Below are 14895 nucleotides of genomic sequence, written 5' to 3'. Positions count from 1 at the left end.
GCTATGCTAACCATGGCCTCGTCGCCCATCGGGCGTGGATCGAAACTTCTTATTGGACGCGCTATGCCCCGTGTTTGGGAGCAGGCAATGCCAGCGTGGCGGCTGCGCTGGCGATGGCTTTGACGCTCGCCTCCCCGTACCGCTTAAGGTCATGGACAATAATCGTTCCCCCTGCTGCGGCGGCGAGGCGGCGCAAAAAGTCGATGGCCTGCGTATCGTTGTCATTACCACAATAGATCACATCAATCGTGCCTGTCAGCCGACCCGCTGAAGATATGGCCTGACGCTCATTGTCAGGCTGCCCATCTGTAATGACAATGGTTTTGCGGGGGCGCAGACGCGCCGCCTCATCGATAGCGAGGTGGAGGGCGGTGCCGCCGTCAGGGGCAGGTAACGGCTCATGCGGCGCGAGGCGCTTTGGTAGGCTGTCAAACGCAATCGTGGTGGCGCTTGGCAGATCGCCGCGCACAACAGTCAGTGCTTCGGACAGGATATCAATCTTGCGCCGCCGACCGGCCATTTCGAACATCGAGCCTGACGTGTCAGCAAGGATCACAACATCGGCTCCCGTGGCAACGCGGTGAGCATGTTCCTGCACTGCGCCGGTTTTTGCAGGGAGCTTTTTACTTGCCGCCGCGACGATCCCGGCGAGGGGATTGGTAAGTGCCTTAGACATTCTTCGCCTCCTTGGCGTCGAGGTAGGATTGGGGGTAGGGCGCTGGGCTGACAGGACTTTGTATTGCGTCGTCGCAATTGACCTGCTGTAGCCGGTTCCAGTCGCGCGAGGCTTGCTCGCATATCACGCGGATAAGCTTTTCGTCCGCGTTAGGGAGCTGCAGAATTACCAATTTTCCCGGCGCTGTAGAGGAGTTGCCGGTGACGTAATAAGTGATTTTGGCGTCCTTGGTGTACCCGCGCTCATTTTGGCCTTTGCCGGGTCCATCGATGTAGACGCGCTTGTCATCTCCATCGCGGTTCCAGACTGTTATGTACCAGCCCGGCCCAAGCGTTTCCGAGACCATCATGGCGAGAATTTTTTTCTTCGCCCAATTTTTTTGAGTTTTTGCGATGCTGGCCTTGGCCATCTCGGCCCGCACTTTGTCCGCCGCCTCGCGCGCGACTCGTTCGGCTTCTTCTTTACGCAGCCTGGCGGCTTCTTTCTCCGCCGCCTCCAGCGCTAGTTTCGCTTTGTCGTGTTCGGAGAGTATGGCCGCCTGCGCAGCGGCCATTACGTCATAGTGCCTCTTGCCTAACTCGACCGCCACATGGCGCGCCATTTCGACAAGCTGATCATCGGTAAGGGCAGAAAGTCCGAGAGGATCATCATCGGCGGACATGCGTCATCACCTTTAGCCGGTAAAGATACGCCGGAGGCCGCGTAACAACCTCCAGCGTGTTGCATTATTGGGCCGCTTCGAGAGCAATCAGACGTAAGCGGGCCTCTTCGAGCACTTCTTTACCAAGTTCGGTGAGGTGATTTTCAAGGGCAGTCCGGGCATAGGCCAGAGCGCGGTTCCCGTCGCCATCAAAAGATGCAACCGGACGGCGGTCCTCCCAATCCCCCCACCCCTTGTATGCAACAACCTCCGCGGTTTCGTCATCGAAACCATACCGACCGTAAAGGTGACCATAAGAAACTGTGCGGTCACCATGCGTATTGTAGCGGATTTCCGCGTTTTCCAGTGTCTCGATGAACTGGCGCTCATGAGCGATGTAAGCATCGAGATTGCCAGCGCGCTTGATATTGGCGACGTTTTCAGCGGTATAGGTCATTTTCGTTTTCCCTGTCTGCTTGCCTCGGGGAGACAACCCGTATCAGCGCCTTGCTGATGGTTTGAATATACGTACCCATACGTATATTGTCAACAGAAAAATGGGGCGGGATGATTTTTTTTTAACAATATTGGGCTTGCCAAATCACCCAAACCCGAATATTCTGCGCTTAATTTCAGGGTGCCGATTTGCGCCTGACGAAGCGGCTTACGAGCCGCTTTTTGATTCCAGCCCCGTGACAAAGCCTTAACAGGCCGGGAAGCTTCGCTGCACAAGCGTCATGAAGTCTCGAGCCGACGGAACGCAAAGAGCAGCATCGGCACTAATTCGAGGCGCAGCCTCAACGGAAAGCGAGGCGGCGGAACCGTATGGATCTGCATAGGTTGCCTTCCACCGGCAGCAGTTCCGCCCCGCACCAAATGCGATGGGGCTTAACCGTCGGTGGGGACGCCTTACTGTAGTTGTCGGGGAGAGTGATATCCAATCCTCGATGGCAAAGGCCATCGCAACGGGTAGGAACGCCGGGCACTCACGTCACGAAAGTGGCTTATTCAGAGTATGGTCGCATATGGAAGCGGCCTATCAATTCTGAACGAAAATGGAGCCGGGGCCTACCACACCAAATGAGAGGCGCGGTTCCAAGGGGTTGGGGTTTCCCGACCGCGAGGTAACGTTGCAACGCCGCCCCTCTCTCCAAATCAGAACGGCGGCGCTGAAAGCAGAAGCGCGGTCCATAGATAGGTTATGTGCCTGCGGGCAACATTGTCTGGTGCAAATCCAGTACCTGGGTAGCCTAACGATAACGGCCCCAAGCCGGGGTAGCGTCCGGCCCGTTCTGACCATTCTTTGCAGAAAGCGCAAACAAGTCAGAGCCTCGGTTCGCCGGTCTCTGGCTTTGCTGTTTCATGGGTGATCGATGTCCGAGTGGCGACCGATCAGCGAGGCACTCTGCGTCCGCTACGGTACCGTGGCTGACGTTAAGATGCCGTCAGGCCGCGTCTATCGGGCTGTGTGGGGCTTTCGCGGCATGATGTGCGCATGGTGGCCGCGATCCAATCAGCGCAAGAGCGCCATCGGGCAGTTTGCCCCGGTAGAATTCAGGGTCGTGGCTGACGGCATACTTCCGGTCGAGCGGTGGGAAGACGCTGCGATGATCAACCACGCGGCGGTGTAGTCGCCCACCCCGTGCAAAGCCTGCACACGTTAAGCCTCGCTTATTTCGGCCAAGGGGCGATTCCTCTAACCAGCGCGGCACAAGCCAGCGCGATATAGAGCGGAATTTCCGCGTGACCATCCTCATAGCGCTGGGGCATGTTCCTGGAGACGCCTAGGGCTTCTGCTGCCTGGACGCGGTTGAACCCCATCCGCTCACGCCATGCCTTGAAATCTTCGGGGGTCATGTAAGCCTCTTGGATTTTGGTTCGATTGGGATTATCTTTGTGGCAGCAACCGGGAGCATTCGCGCCCCCGGAAGCTTGCTTACTTCAGGAGAGTGGCGATAAGGCCGGCCAAAGCAATCGCCACTTCCAAAGCTTGCAAGAGAAGGCTGAGAGTTTCGTAGCTCATCAGGGTTTCTCCTCTGCTAGGTGGACACCATGTCCGCCTTTCATGAGTTTAATATGCACATATTTGTGCATGAGTGCAAGAGATAATTCCCATATTTGTGCATTTTATTTGATGAAGCCTCGGTTCGCCGGGGCTTTTTTTATGGAGGGGTGAATGGCGCAGCTCTTTCGCAAAAAGCCGGTGGTGATTGAGGCCGTTCAGCTGAACTGGCGGAACTGGAGCGACGTGTGCGAATTCCTCGGCGGGATCATCGGCCCGGAAAACCCGGCGCGATCCGTCGATACCTATTCCGACACATGCGGCGAACGCGTCAGCCCATATATCGAGATCACCATCCCGACGCTGGAATGCGACCACATCGCCCGTCACGGCGACTGGATCATCAAAGGCGTGAAGGGCGAGTTCTACCCATGCAAGCCGGATATCTTCGAAGCCACCTATGAGGCGGTGGAGTAGGTGCGACCTTGCGTCCATTTCGTTGGCTTCCGTGGCGACGAATACCATTCAGCCGTCAAGGTTTTCGGCCATCCTGATTTCATTCATCGCGGATGGGATTTGAGAGCGCGGCGAGAAATAGCGGACGGCGACACGATTGTGTTTGCCAGTGGGCCGCATGATCAGGAACCGCGCGCCAAGAGCTTCAACGACATTAACGAGGGATAGGCTGCGATGGGCGAGAAAAGCGAGCACGATGCTCTCAACGCATTGGCCCAAGCGGCGACTGAGCAATTTCACCGCGAGCAATCCATGCAGTTTATCGAGTGCGCTATAAACCTCGCTGCCACCTCCATGCAGATGCGGGATTTGATCGAATACCTGGAGCGGCAGGTGGAGATCTTGAAAGAGTTCGGATGACAACTATCGCGTATCGTGACGGCATAATGGCGGCAGATAGCGGCTGTTGGGCCGGGGACGCTAGCCACGGATGGGCTGAGAAAATCGCCAAGGGGCCGGATGGCGTTCTTTACGGCACCTCTGGCCGTGCTGCAAAATGCTTCTCCTTTCTGGATTGGGTGAGGGGAGGCTACCAAGGCGCGAGACCAGAGCCTGCCGCCACATCCGATGCAGAGAGTGATTTCATCGTATTAATGGCGACTGCCGGAAGGGGTGTCCGCGTCCTCACCGCATTCGGAGAGGAGCATTACCCCGAAGCGCCATATTTCGCCATCGGCGGCGGCTCGGTAGCGGCTTTCGGTGCTTTATATGCAGGTGCTTCCGCGCAGGTTGCGATTGAGGCGGCGATTGAACACGGGACCAGCGCTTTCGGCCGCGTCCGCTGTATCACCCACGACTAACCGAGTAGGTAAATATCATGGCAGAAGATTGGATTGCGGGCGCTATAAAAAAGCCCGGTTCTCTCCGCGCGACTGCAAAGCGCGATGGCTTGATCAAGGGTAACGAGCCTTTGACGCGGGCCGACCTCCATAAGTTCGCCGACAGCCACAGCGCCACGACGCGCCGCCGCGCCCAACTGGCGGAAACGCTGGGTAAAATCCGTAAGGACTGAGCCATGGCCGTTACTGGTGAGCGCAAGGGGATCGGTGGTTCCAGCATCCCTTACATGATTATTTGGGATGGCACCGGCACGACGCCGGGCGAAAGCCATAAGCGCGTGTACGGCAACCCAATCCAAGCCAGCATCACCGGAGAGCGCAAGGCAATCGACGGCGCGAGCCTCCCTTACATCATCGCGATAGACGAGCAGGGGAACGAAATTGGCTGACTACAAAGCAATTGGCGATGCCAATATCCCCTATGTCATTCTGGTCGATGGGGACGGTAACCCGGTGCAGGTGACGCCTGCCGGTGCGGCTGCGGTGACTGACGGTCAATCGGTGCCGCTCTGGAACGCCAGTGATGATAGCCGGGGCAACGGTGCCGCGTTCGTTAATAGCGGTTTTCTGACGGCTGTGCGTCTGCCACCTCAAAATGATGTCGTGGGCGACGGTGCGACAAAGCCGCTCTCCAAGGCTGATAACACCGGCCTACTGGCGATGGTAACAGCGCATGTACCGGCTGATACCAACACATTCGAGAGCGTTGCACTCCCCGCGAATTATGCGCTCATACAGGACGGCGTGGGTAGCATCGATATTCTGGATTACGGGTCTGGGGGCGGTCAGGTAGCCGGGATTGCGCGTGTGAGCGGTAACACCGGGAACGTCCAGCTCGCCAACTCCACCACGAAGGTAGCCATCAACGCCGCGCCTTGCACCGTTGTTGACCAAGCTGGGAAGACGGCGGGGGCGACATTCGCCGTCGATCAAGGCAATTGGCAGAATTTCCCGCTTACAAACGGCACCGATGCGCTTGTCTCGGACGGGCAGACCATACCTGTGACCGGCGCGGGAACGACACTCACACTTACCGTTGCGAACGGCGTCGTCACCGGGGCGCTAAGCTAACTCCAATTCCAAAAACCCTCTCGTAACAGGAAAAACTGATATGGCGTACCCCTCAGAAGCCCGCGCGGCTCATTACCCCCAAAGCCTAGGTGTGGGCATTGGCTTGCCACAAACAGAACAAACGGCCATCGACTACGCGCACACCGTTTTCGCTAACCTCACGACGCTCATCAGCCGCTTGGAGAGTTTATCTGATCGTCTTCTTGGCCCATCGCCTACGTATGGCGACGTGCACGACACGCTGAGCGCCCCTATCGGGAAACTTGCTCTCTTGCGCGATCAAGCGATGTTGGCCGAAACGCAGCTTAAGCACGCGCTGAATGTCTTGGACCGCCTCGACCAAGCTCTTTAGTTAACCGCCAATTTCAGGAGATTACCCATGGCTGATGTGCTCGTAAGCATCCACGGCAACCGCGTTGGCTTATCGGCTGATGGTGAGTTGCTGGTTGATGGTACCGCTGTTGCAATGTCTGGCGGCTCCGAATCCGTCGCGTGGGCCGATGTGACGGGTAAGCCGTCCACGTTCCCGGCCGACCCGGCTTCCGTGACGGCGGCGATGAAGGCAAAGACGCAAATTGCAGCCCTCACCAATCTCACCGGCACCGTGGGGACAGCGAACGACGCGATGACGGCTGTTCCGGCTGCAACTGCTGCTGCCACAGGAGCGGACACAGCAACACTCCCAACCCTCACAAGCGTGAATGCATCGATCACGGCAATCAACAACAATCTGGCGGACCTGCAAGCCAAGGTGAACGCCATCATGGCTGCGCTCAAGGCGTGATCCCAATGCCAGCCGGTAGGCCCGCAGATGAAATCAACTTTCTCATTGAAGTGGCTGATTTGGGGGTTCGCATGTCGGCTGAACACGAAGTTCACACCGCAAAAAACGAGTTCCGCTCCACGTTCTGGGCTGTATACCGGGATGTTCTTTTACAGCGACTGGAGGCCGTAAATGGCCGCGCCTAAGGGGAACCAATTTTGGAAGGCTCGCAGCTCGCATGGGCGAAAGCCGATTTTCCCCGACCCCGATAAGCTATGGGACGCGTGTTGCGAGTATTTTGAGTGGGTTGAGGCAAACCCGCTGTGGGAAGATAAGCTTGTCACCTTTCAGGGTGCCGCAACGCATGAGCCGGTCGCCAAGATGCGCGCAATGACGATATCGGGCCTTTGCGTCTTCCTCGATATCAGCCAGCAGGCGTGGTCCGAATATCGGCAGCGTGAAGGTTATGGTGAGGTCACAACGCGCGTAGAGGACATCATCCGTGACCAGAAGTTCGCGGGAGCTGCTGCGGACCTACTCAACCCGAACATCATCGCCCGCGACCTCGGACTTGCCGACAAGAGCGAACTGACCGGCAAAGACGGCGGTCCCATCAAGACGGAAGACGTCTCCGGCTATGACCTCGCTCGCCGTATCGCCTTCGCATTGAGTGGCAATGACAAGTCTGCTGGATGACATTCTTGGGCGCTTCAACGCGCTCCCGAAGGATGTACAAGACCAGATCATAAAGGATGCAAGCGCGGCCACTCAGGGCCGTTTTTTTATACCCAATCCCGGACCGCAGACAGATTGCCTCCATTCCCTCGCGGATGAGACCTTTTTCGGCGGTTCGGCAGGAGGCGGCAAATCAGCCCTCCTTTGCGGGACCGCGATTGATGACCATGATCGTTCGATCATCTTCCGGCGCGAATATCCTCAGATCAAAGGGCTTGAGGATGAGGTCGCGCGAATGCTCGGTTCGCGTCAGGGCTACAATTCGCAGGACAAGATTTGGCGTCTGCCGAAGGGAAATATCCTCGAATTCGGCTCAGTCCCGCATGAGCAGGATGTGGAGAAATACCAGGGCCGCGCTCACGATCTCAAGGGCTTTGACGAGATCACCCATTTCAGCGAGGCGCAATATCGCTTTCTAATCGGCTGGACGCGCTCCACGAAGCCGGGGCAGAGGTGCCGCGTTATTGCCACAGGCAATCCGCCGGTCACGCCGGAAGGCTATTGGGTGGTCCGCTATTGGGCACCGTGGCTCGACAAGACGCACCCGAAGCCGGCCAAACCGGGCGAACTGCGCTGGTTTACGACCATTGACGGGCAGGATGTCGAGTGCAACGGGCCTGATCCTGTCGAGGTGAACGGCAAGATGGTGCAGCCTCGCAGTCGCACCTTCATTCCGGCAAATCTGGAAGACAACCCAGACCTGATGGCAACGGGCTACGCGGCTGTTCTCGAGGCCATGCCCGAAGAGCTGCGCATTCGCCTTCGCGATGGCCGGTTTGACGCTGAAATCAAGGATAACGAATTTCAGGTGATCCCGACCGAATGGGTGCGGGCTGCGCAGGCGAGATGGACGCCAAAGCCGCCAGAAGGCGTCGGCATGTCCGTCCTCAGCCACGACGTGGCGCTCGGAGGCGGGGATGGCAATGCGTTCGCACGACGGCACGGCCATTGGTACGATGAGGTCATTCTGGAGCGCCTGAGCGGCCACGTGGACCCAATCGATCTGGCCGCGCGTGATGTGATGCTGATGCGCGACGGCTGTCCTGTCGTGATCGACATGGGTGGTGGATACGGCTCTGGCGTCTATTCACACCTCAAGCAAAACGTCCAGAACATCAAGCTATTCGGACACAATGGCGCGGAAACGTCCACGAAGCGCACCCGCGATAAGAAGCTGAAATTTGCGAACAAGCGGGCAGAGGTGTGGTGGAAGTTCCGCGAGGCGCTGGAGCCTAACCTTGGCGAGCCTGTAGCGCTGCCGCCTGACCCCGAACTGCTGGCAGACCTCACGGCCCCCACATGGTCGCTCACCCCGCGCGGGATCAAAGTTGAACCAAAGGAAAACATCAAGCAGCGGCTTGGCCGCTCACCCGACAAGGGCGATTGCGTGGTGAACGCGTGGTCTTACGGCGAGGACAGCGTGAGTGCGCGTGTCCGAGTTGCATCGGCATATGCCAAGCGACCAACCGTCAACCTTGGGTACTCGAACATGAAGAAGAGGCGCTAATGAACCACACGATTTTCAGCGTGACCTACATCGGGATTGTGGCGGCGGCTGGCCTCGCTCTTGGCGTCCCGGATGCTTGGCGGTTCGCCGCCGTCACGGCGGCGTTGGCGTTTCTCGGCGGTGAGGCATGGGAATATTACCAGATCACTGGCCGCGACATTGCTTATCGCATGTTTGTCCTATTGACCTCGGCCTCGTGGTTCACGGGTGCCGTTGCCGGTATCTTCCTCCTAGTCTGAAAGGATTCCCTCATGGGTTCGTTGTTCAAGAAGCCCCCCAAGCCTGAGCCTGTCCGCATGCCGGACGAAGAAGACCCTCAGACGCAGGAGGCTGAAGCGCAGCGTCGGCGGCAGATCGCGGCTCGCTCCGGGCGGACCTCTACCATGCTCTCACGCCAGAATGGCAGCAGGTCTGCCAGCCCCGGCACGACTGCCTACGGTAACAGCTTTCTCGGGCAGGCAAACTGATGCTCAATCCTTCTTATGTCGAGGGCGGTTCGTTCAACGTGGTTCGCGATCAAGAGATTGGCTGCCTTGGCCGAAAGCTTCGATATCGCGTGTACCGCCTGAAAGACAACCCAGATCAGCGCCCCGGCAACGATATCAGCCATAGTGTCGTTGCTAAGTGGGCCTCGTCCGGTTCTCCCGAGGATGCTGTTTTCCATCTCGGCTCCTTCCATCGTATCACGGTGATTTGACGCATGGATAGCCGCGCTCGTGAGTTGGTCCGCATTGGCGACACGTTGTTCGCCAAGAAGCTGCCATGGGATTCCCTGTGTCAGGAGATAGCGGAGAATTTCTACCCGCTGCGGGCCAATTTCATTGCCTCGTGGTCGCTTGGCTATGACTTTGCGACTGGCATCATGGACTCGTTTCCGGTGCTGGCCTGCCGTCTGCTTGGGGATGCACCTTCTGCCATGCTGCGTCAGGGCGACTGGTTCAAGGTGCGAACCACCAATGACGAGATCAACGAAGACCCGACCAATGCGCGCTGGCTGGAATACGCAACAAAGCGTTTCCGCAATCACATCTATGATCGCCGCACCAATTTCCTTCGAGCTACCAACGAAGCAGACCTTGATTGGGTAGCGTTCGGCAACCCGATCCTGTCCGTCGAAGAGGCTCCTAGTCGGGATCATTTTCTATTCCGTGCATGGCATCCGAAGGACTGCGCATGGATGGAAAACGGTATCGGCAAGATCGACCACAATCAGCGCAAGATCAAGATGACGGCGCGCGGCATCATGAACCGCCGCGAATGGGCGAAGAACGCGCACCCTGAGATCAAGCAGGCGTACCAGCGTGATCCGGGGTCAGAATTCAACCTTCGCCATATCATGCTGCCGATGGATGAGATTTACGGCGACGACAAGGCCAAGCGCCGCCAGTACCGTGATATGCCGTTTGTCTCGCTCTATGTTGACGCAGATCACCAGACCATCCTGAGCGAGCGCGGATCGCCGGTATTCAACTACGTCATTCCCCGCTGGAGAACACTTTCGGATTGGCCGCAAGGGTTTTCCCCGGCCTCCATCACGTCATTGCCTGATGGCCGGATGCTCCAGACGCTGGCGCGGATCATGATCGAGCAGGGGGAGAAGGCAGTCGATCCGCCGCTATACGGTAAGGGCGATATTTTCCGGGACGGTCTCAACCGATATGCGGGCGGCTTCACCACTCTCGATCTTGAGGGCGATCAGGACATCCGCGAAGCGATGATGTTCGAAGATGCGAAAACGGGGATGGGCGTTGGCCGCGACATGCAGGCTGATGTCCGCAACCTGATTTCGGAATCCTTCTTGCTCAACAAGCTCATGCTGCCGTCCGAACGGGCGATGACCGCATTCGAGACAGAGCAGCGCGTTGCTGAGTTCCGGCGCGCGGTGCTGCCGTTCTTCGGGCCGATTGAGCATGAATATCACCTTCCATTGCTGGATACTGCCTTCCAGATGGCGGTTCGCAACGATCTGTTCGATATTCGCGAAATGCCTGAAGCGCTGTCAGACGCTGAGGTGACATTCGCCTTCGATAGCCCGCTGAGTTCTGCCGATGGCAGAAAGGCCGTGCAGGCATACCAGGAGAGCATTCAGATACTCGGCGCGGCGGTCCAGTTCGATCAGTCGGCGGTGTCTATCCTCGACCTCAAGCAGGCGACCCACGACGCCATCAAGGGTACTGGCGCGCTGGCTGACTGGTTCAACGATGACGAGGTGCAGGCGAGCGAGGAAGAACAGCAGCGGACGATTGCTGGCCTCCAGCAGGCGGCGGCGATGCTCCAGCAAGGCTCAATGGTGGCTCAGGATGTGGCAGGCGCAAGCGTTGCACTCAAGGAGGCAGGGCTGACGTGACAATGGAAGCAAACCGCTCCGATGATTTTCGCACCCCGGCAAGCCGCCCGGCTCAATTCGACAAGCAAATCATCTTTGCCATTCGGGCTTGCATCGCCGGGACCGCCAGTGAGGGCCAGCAGAAGGCCGCTATGGCGTGGATTGTCGAGCAGGCATCCGGTTACGGCAAGATGAGCTACGGCAAGGGCGACCCCTACGACACGGCTTTTCATGAGGGCCGTCGCTTCGTCGGATACCAGATCATCCGCATGACGCTGGATGAGGCGATGAAGCTTGTTGAGCGCCCCGCAAAGACCAGAGGCAAACCGAAAGAGGCAAGTGAATGAGCGAAGAGGCTGAGATCGTCACGCCAGAAGCACCCGCGCCAGAGGTCAACGACACGGCGGTCGATACTGGCGGCGTAGCAGATAACACCGCGCCGGAGACCGACAATTCCCAGCAGGCCGACGACGGCAAGGGCGCACCGGACACCGGCAAGAAGCCGGATGCTGAGCAGGAATTCACGCTCCCTGACAATTGGCGCGAGCTGTGGGCCGATGGCGATGAAGACCTCCTAAAGGAGATCAAGCGCTACAACTCGCCCAAGGGCGTCTTCAAGGCGCTAAAAGAGGCCAAGGCGACCATTCGTTCGGGCAAACTCAAGCGTGACATGCCCGATCCGTCAGACGAAAAGGCAATGGCGGAATGGCGGAAAGAGCACGGTGTTCCAGAAGACCCCACCGGCTACAAGCTGCCGGAGACCGTCACCAAGCGCCTGACTGACGCCGACAAGCCGCTTCTTGCGAGCTTCACGGAATTCGCCCACCAGAAGGGTGCGTCACAGGCTGTCATCGATGTTGCCTCTGAATGGTATGTCACCATGTCGGAGCAGGCGGCGGAAAAGCAAATCGCGGAAGACACCGAGGCGAGGGAAGCGGCGGAAGATGCGCTTCGTAAGGAGTTGGCCCCGGGTGAATATAAATCCACGGTGACCCTCGCCAAGCGCTTTGTTGAGAGCGTTCCAGGTGTTGGAGCGGCATGGGCCGAAGCGCGCCTTCCTGACGGTCGCCTCCTTGGCTCCGATCCAGAGTTTGTTCTGTGGGCTGCGGAGATGGGCCGCGACCGGTTTGGCGACTCCGTGTTTGCGACGCCAGACGCCGAGAGCCGTCACAACTCTCGCAAGGCGGAGATCGAAAGTATCCTTAAGAGTGACCCCGACCGATATTGGCGGGAAGGCCTCAGCAAGGAATATGGTGAAATCCTTGAGCGCGAGCAAAAGCGGCGCTCATAGCCCCCATTCGTCTGAGCAATTCAGCGAAACCATAACCCGCTTCGGCGGGATTTTTTATGCCCGGTCGGCATCCCCGGCAACGGCCCCGGCTCCCGGCATCCAACCCCACGCCTATAGGACGTGAAGCCCCGTTTGGTCTTCGGCCTCCCTGCGTAAGCAGCCCCGAAGCGATAGCGGCCTCCCTACACGCCTGCGGCTCCCAACCCAGCAACCTAAAGGTATTGAGAAATGGCTGAGACAGCTTTTCAGGTCCAATACCGCCAAGAGTTCATCGCGGGTTTCGAGCGGAAGCAGAGCTTTCTTCGCCCGACCACGGTAACCGAGGCGGTTTTCAAGGGTAACGAGGCGGTATTCCTCGTTGCCGACACCAACAACGCACAGCCGGTCACTCGTGGCGTAAACGGTCTCATTCCGTCCCGCGCCGACGATCTGAACCAGCACACCGCAACGCTGGTCGAGTGGCATGACAAGCCACGCCGCACCAACTTCAACATCTTCGCCTCGCAGGGCGATGGTCGCCGGATCATGCAGGAAGGCACCCGCAAGGTGATGAACCGCAAGATCGATGACGACATCATCTCTGCGCTCAATACCGCGACGGTGAACACTGGTGCGGCTACCACGGCTTCGCTTTCGCTGGTCATGAAGGCGATGACCATTCTGGACAACAACAACGTCCAGACGGAAGACGAAGACAATATGTGGTTCGTCGCCACGGGCGCTTTCCGCGCCTACCTGATGCAAATCCCTGAATTCGCCAATGCGCTGTATGTCGATGTGAAGCCTTTCAACGGGCCTTCCATCCGTGTGCGCCGCTGGGCGGGCTTCAACTGGATATTCCATCAGGGCCTGCCGGGGAAGGGGACCGCGAACGAAGTCTGCTTTGCCTATCACCGTGACGCTATCGGCCATGCGGTGAACACGGGCGAGATGATGGTCGCTGCGGGCTACAACGAGGAAGATGATTACTACTGGGCTCGCACCAGCATCTTCATGGGATCGAAGCTCCTGCAGAACCCCGGCGTTGTGAAGATCAACCACGACGGCTCTGCCTTCGCCGCGTCTTAAGGAGAATGAACCATGGCATATGATGTAACCAATCCTCCCGTGAATGCCTTCCAGCGTATCGGTGATGGGCCGGCCAAGTTTCTCTATCGCTCTGCCGACACCGCGGCGACCGTTAAAGGCGCTGGCTATTTCACCAATGGCGCTGATCTCGGGATGCGTGTCGGTGACGAAGTTGTCATCCTCGACACCACCACGCCTCTGGCAACGCTCGCCATCGTGAGCACGGTAGACGAGACGACGCGCGCCGCTACGGTCGTCTAAGCGGCATCGCGGCCTTACGGTCGCGGTGTACGCCTCTTGCGCTGCGGTCGTGGGGCTGGCCTTCGGGCTGGCCCCGAACCGCTCCCCCACCAACTGAGGCAATCCTATGAAACAGATCACCAGCGCCAACGTGAAATTGGCCGAATACGCACGTCAAATCCATGTTGTTGTCGCGCCGCACGGCGTCACGCTCGAGGACGCCTTGAAGCCGGATTTCTGGGCGCACGTCGCCTACCAGATCAAGGCGCGGGACAAGATTGAACTGTGGGCAGAAGACGAGACCTGGTACGCGGAGCTTATCGTCTACAAGGCTGGCCGTCTTGCCATCTACTGCGAATGCATCTTCATCGTCACCTTTTCCAAGGAAGCGAAGAAGCCATCCAAGGCAAAGAACGAGGACGGCGAGGAGGTCGTCCCCGGCTATTACGTCGGGTGGGGCGGCCCGGTGCACAAATGGCGTGTTGTTCGAAAGTCCGATGGGGAAGTGATGTCCCACGGCCACAACAAGGACGACGCCATTGAATGGGCGCGTGAGCACGTTCAGGAAGCCGTATAGGAGCCGTCATGGCTGACAAACTCTCGATTTACAAAGCGGCGCTTCGCCTGCTCGGCCCTCATGAGCTAAAAACGCTCACGGATAACAGGCCGGAGCGCTATCAGCTTGACGATGCGTGGGATGGGGCTGTTGCCTTCCTGCTCACTCAGGGCCTGTGGAACTTCGCCATTCGCTCGGTCGAGATCAGCCATGACGATGATGTAGAGCCTCTGTTCGGCTATCAGTTCGGGTTTCGCAAACCTGACGACTATATCCGAACAGTCGGCATTTCGAATGAGCCGACATTCCAGTCAGGCTTTGAAAGCTATACGGATGAAACACTGAGCTGGTTCGCCAATTGGGACCCGCTCTATGTGCGCTATACCTCCACGCTGCCTGAGTATGGGCTGAATATCGGCAAATGGCGGCAGCCCTTTGCTAATGCACTGGCGGCGTATCTGGCCTTTCAAAGCGGGCTGCCGGTCTCGAATGATCGGGGCAACCGCAATGATATCTATGCCCTCTACAAGGATGAGCTGAAGCGCGCGAAGGCCGTCGATGCATTCGATGAATCCGTGAAGTACGCGGCACCCGGCAGAATGGTGCGTAACCGGTTCAACCGGTGGGGCTATCGCGGCTATATGGGCTACGGGGGCGGTTAACCC

At 58.2% G+C, this 14895-nt stretch carries 25 protein-coding genes; 21 read left to right on the top strand and 4 right to left on the bottom strand.

Features of this window, described 5'->3' with window-relative positions:
* Positions 1–61: 61 nt before the first annotated feature.
* The 3 genes from ACOWVG_RS07345 to ACOWVG_RS07335 form a co-directional block, all read right to left on the bottom strand.
* On the bottom strand, positions 62–676 hold the full coding sequence (locus ACOWVG_RS07345) for a hypothetical protein (RefSeq protein WP_420961091.1): 615 nt from the start codon (positions 674–676) through the stop codon (positions 62–64).
* Positions 669–1337, bottom strand: a complete 669-nt coding sequence (locus tag ACOWVG_RS07340) for a hypothetical protein (protein WP_420961090.1) — start codon at positions 1335–1337, stop codon at positions 669–671. Before ACOWVG_RS07340 ends, ACOWVG_RS07345 begins: the two co-directional genes overlap by 8 nt.
* 64 nt (positions 1338–1401) lie before the next feature.
* Positions 1402–1773, bottom strand: coding sequence for a hypothetical protein (locus ACOWVG_RS07335; RefSeq protein ID WP_420961089.1), 372 nt, complete (start codon positions 1771–1773; stop codon positions 1402–1404).
* Positions 1774–2689: 916 nt separating this feature from the next.
* Between ACOWVG_RS07335 and ACOWVG_RS07330 the strand changes: the two genes are divergently transcribed.
* Complete coding sequence (locus ACOWVG_RS07330; RefSeq protein WP_420961087.1) at positions 2690–2947, top strand: hypothetical protein; 258 nt, start codon at positions 2690–2692, stop codon at positions 2945–2947.
* A 40-nt stretch (positions 2948–2987) separates the two neighbouring features.
* On the opposite strand, the gene ACOWVG_RS07325 is transcribed toward ACOWVG_RS07330, so the two are convergent.
* The gene (locus tag ACOWVG_RS07325; protein ID WP_420961086.1) at positions 2988–3173 is read right to left on the bottom strand and encodes a helix-turn-helix domain-containing protein; all 186 of its coding nucleotides are present in this window, start codon (positions 3171–3173) and stop codon (positions 2988–2990) included.
* A gap of 319 nt (positions 3174–3492) precedes the next feature.
* Here ACOWVG_RS07325 and ACOWVG_RS07320 point away from each other — a divergent pair, with 319 nt between their 5' ends.
* From ACOWVG_RS07320 to ACOWVG_RS07225, 20 genes are all read left to right on the top strand, one after another.
* A complete protein-coding gene (locus tag ACOWVG_RS07320; protein ID WP_420961085.1) occupies positions 3493–3795 on the top strand; it encodes a hypothetical protein in 303 nt (100 codons plus the stop codon).
* A gap of 213 nt (positions 3796–4008) precedes the next feature.
* Complete coding sequence (locus ACOWVG_RS07315) at positions 4009–4194, top strand: hypothetical protein (RefSeq protein ID WP_420961083.1); 186 nt, start codon at positions 4009–4011, stop codon at positions 4192–4194.
* A complete protein-coding gene (locus ACOWVG_RS07310) occupies positions 4191–4634 on the top strand; it encodes a hypothetical protein (protein ID WP_420961081.1) in 444 nt (147 codons plus the stop codon). The genes ACOWVG_RS07315 and ACOWVG_RS07310 overlap by 4 nt, the downstream gene beginning before the upstream one ends.
* 17 nt (positions 4635–4651) lie before the next feature.
* Positions 4652–4846: a hypothetical protein gene (locus ACOWVG_RS07305; protein ID WP_420961080.1), complete on the top strand. Its 195-nt coding sequence runs from the start codon at positions 4652–4654 to the stop codon at positions 4844–4846.
* 3 nt (positions 4847–4849) lie between these two features.
* Positions 4850–5062, top strand: coding sequence for a hypothetical protein (locus ACOWVG_RS07300; RefSeq protein ID WP_420961078.1), 213 nt, complete (start codon positions 4850–4852; stop codon positions 5060–5062).
* Positions 5055–5744 carry a hypothetical protein gene (locus tag ACOWVG_RS07295; RefSeq protein WP_420961076.1) on the top strand — a complete coding sequence of 230 codons (690 nt, stop codon included), beginning with the start codon at positions 5055–5057 and terminating at the stop codon, positions 5742–5744. Before ACOWVG_RS07300 ends, ACOWVG_RS07295 begins: the two co-directional genes overlap by 8 nt.
* A 40-nt stretch (positions 5745–5784) precedes the next feature.
* Entirely contained in the window at positions 5785–6096 is a 312-nt protein-coding gene (locus ACOWVG_RS07290; RefSeq protein WP_420961074.1) for a hypothetical protein, read from the top strand.
* A gap of 27 nt (positions 6097–6123) precedes the next feature.
* The gene (locus ACOWVG_RS07285) at positions 6124–6528 is read left to right on the top strand and encodes a hypothetical protein (RefSeq protein WP_420961073.1); all 405 of its coding nucleotides are present in this window, start codon (positions 6124–6126) and stop codon (positions 6526–6528) included.
* 171 nt (positions 6529–6699) lie between these two features.
* Positions 6700–7203 (top strand): DNA-packaging protein, encoded by a 504-nt coding sequence (locus ACOWVG_RS07280; protein ID WP_420961072.1) that lies wholly within the window; start codon positions 6700–6702, stop codon positions 7201–7203.
* Positions 7184–8749, top strand: a complete 1566-nt coding sequence (locus tag ACOWVG_RS07275; RefSeq protein WP_420961070.1) for a terminase large subunit domain-containing protein — start codon at positions 7184–7186, stop codon at positions 8747–8749. Before ACOWVG_RS07280 ends, ACOWVG_RS07275 begins: the two co-directional genes overlap by 20 nt.
* Entirely contained in the window at positions 8749–8988 is a 240-nt protein-coding gene (locus ACOWVG_RS07270; protein ID WP_420961069.1) for a hypothetical protein, read from the top strand. Before ACOWVG_RS07275 ends, ACOWVG_RS07270 begins: the two co-directional genes overlap by 1 nt.
* Before the next feature lie 12 nt (positions 8989–9000).
* Positions 9001–9216: a hypothetical protein gene (locus tag ACOWVG_RS07265; RefSeq protein ID WP_420961067.1), complete on the top strand. Its 216-nt coding sequence runs from the start codon at positions 9001–9003 to the stop codon at positions 9214–9216.
* The gene (locus ACOWVG_RS07260) at positions 9216–9446 is read left to right on the top strand and encodes a hypothetical protein (protein ID WP_420961066.1); all 231 of its coding nucleotides are present in this window, start codon (positions 9216–9218) and stop codon (positions 9444–9446) included. Before ACOWVG_RS07265 ends, ACOWVG_RS07260 begins: the two co-directional genes overlap by 1 nt.
* A 3-nt stretch (positions 9447–9449) precedes the next feature.
* A complete protein-coding gene (locus ACOWVG_RS07255; protein ID WP_420961064.1) occupies positions 9450–11096 on the top strand; it encodes a portal protein in 1647 nt (548 codons plus the stop codon).
* Positions 11093–11422: a hypothetical protein gene (locus ACOWVG_RS07250; protein ID WP_420961063.1), complete on the top strand. Its 330-nt coding sequence runs from the start codon at positions 11093–11095 to the stop codon at positions 11420–11422. Before ACOWVG_RS07255 ends, ACOWVG_RS07250 begins: the two co-directional genes overlap by 4 nt.
* Positions 11419–12366, top strand: a complete 948-nt coding sequence (locus tag ACOWVG_RS07245) for a hypothetical protein (RefSeq protein ID WP_420961061.1) — start codon at positions 11419–11421, stop codon at positions 12364–12366. Before ACOWVG_RS07250 ends, ACOWVG_RS07245 begins: the two co-directional genes overlap by 4 nt.
* A 228-nt stretch (positions 12367–12594) precedes the next feature.
* Positions 12595–13434, top strand: coding sequence for a phage capsid protein (locus ACOWVG_RS07240; protein ID WP_420961059.1), 840 nt, complete (start codon positions 12595–12597; stop codon positions 13432–13434).
* A gap of 12 nt (positions 13435–13446) precedes the next feature.
* Positions 13447–13695 (top strand): hypothetical protein, encoded by a 249-nt coding sequence (locus tag ACOWVG_RS07235; protein WP_420961058.1) that lies wholly within the window; start codon positions 13447–13449, stop codon positions 13693–13695.
* A gap of 106 nt (positions 13696–13801) precedes the next feature.
* Positions 13802–14251: a hypothetical protein gene (locus ACOWVG_RS07230; RefSeq protein WP_420961055.1), complete on the top strand. Its 450-nt coding sequence runs from the start codon at positions 13802–13804 to the stop codon at positions 14249–14251.
* Between the two features lie 8 nt (positions 14252–14259).
* Positions 14260–14892: a hypothetical protein gene (locus tag ACOWVG_RS07225; protein ID WP_420961052.1), complete on the top strand. Its 633-nt coding sequence runs from the start codon at positions 14260–14262 to the stop codon at positions 14890–14892.
* Positions 14893–14895 lie beyond the last annotated feature (3 nt).

Source organism: Brucella sp. IR073 (genome assembly GCF_049065735.1).
Taxonomy (GTDB): domain Bacteria; phylum Pseudomonadota; class Alphaproteobacteria; order Rhizobiales; family Rhizobiaceae; genus Paramesorhizobium.
This window is presented reverse-complemented; position numbering and strand designations above follow the sequence as displayed.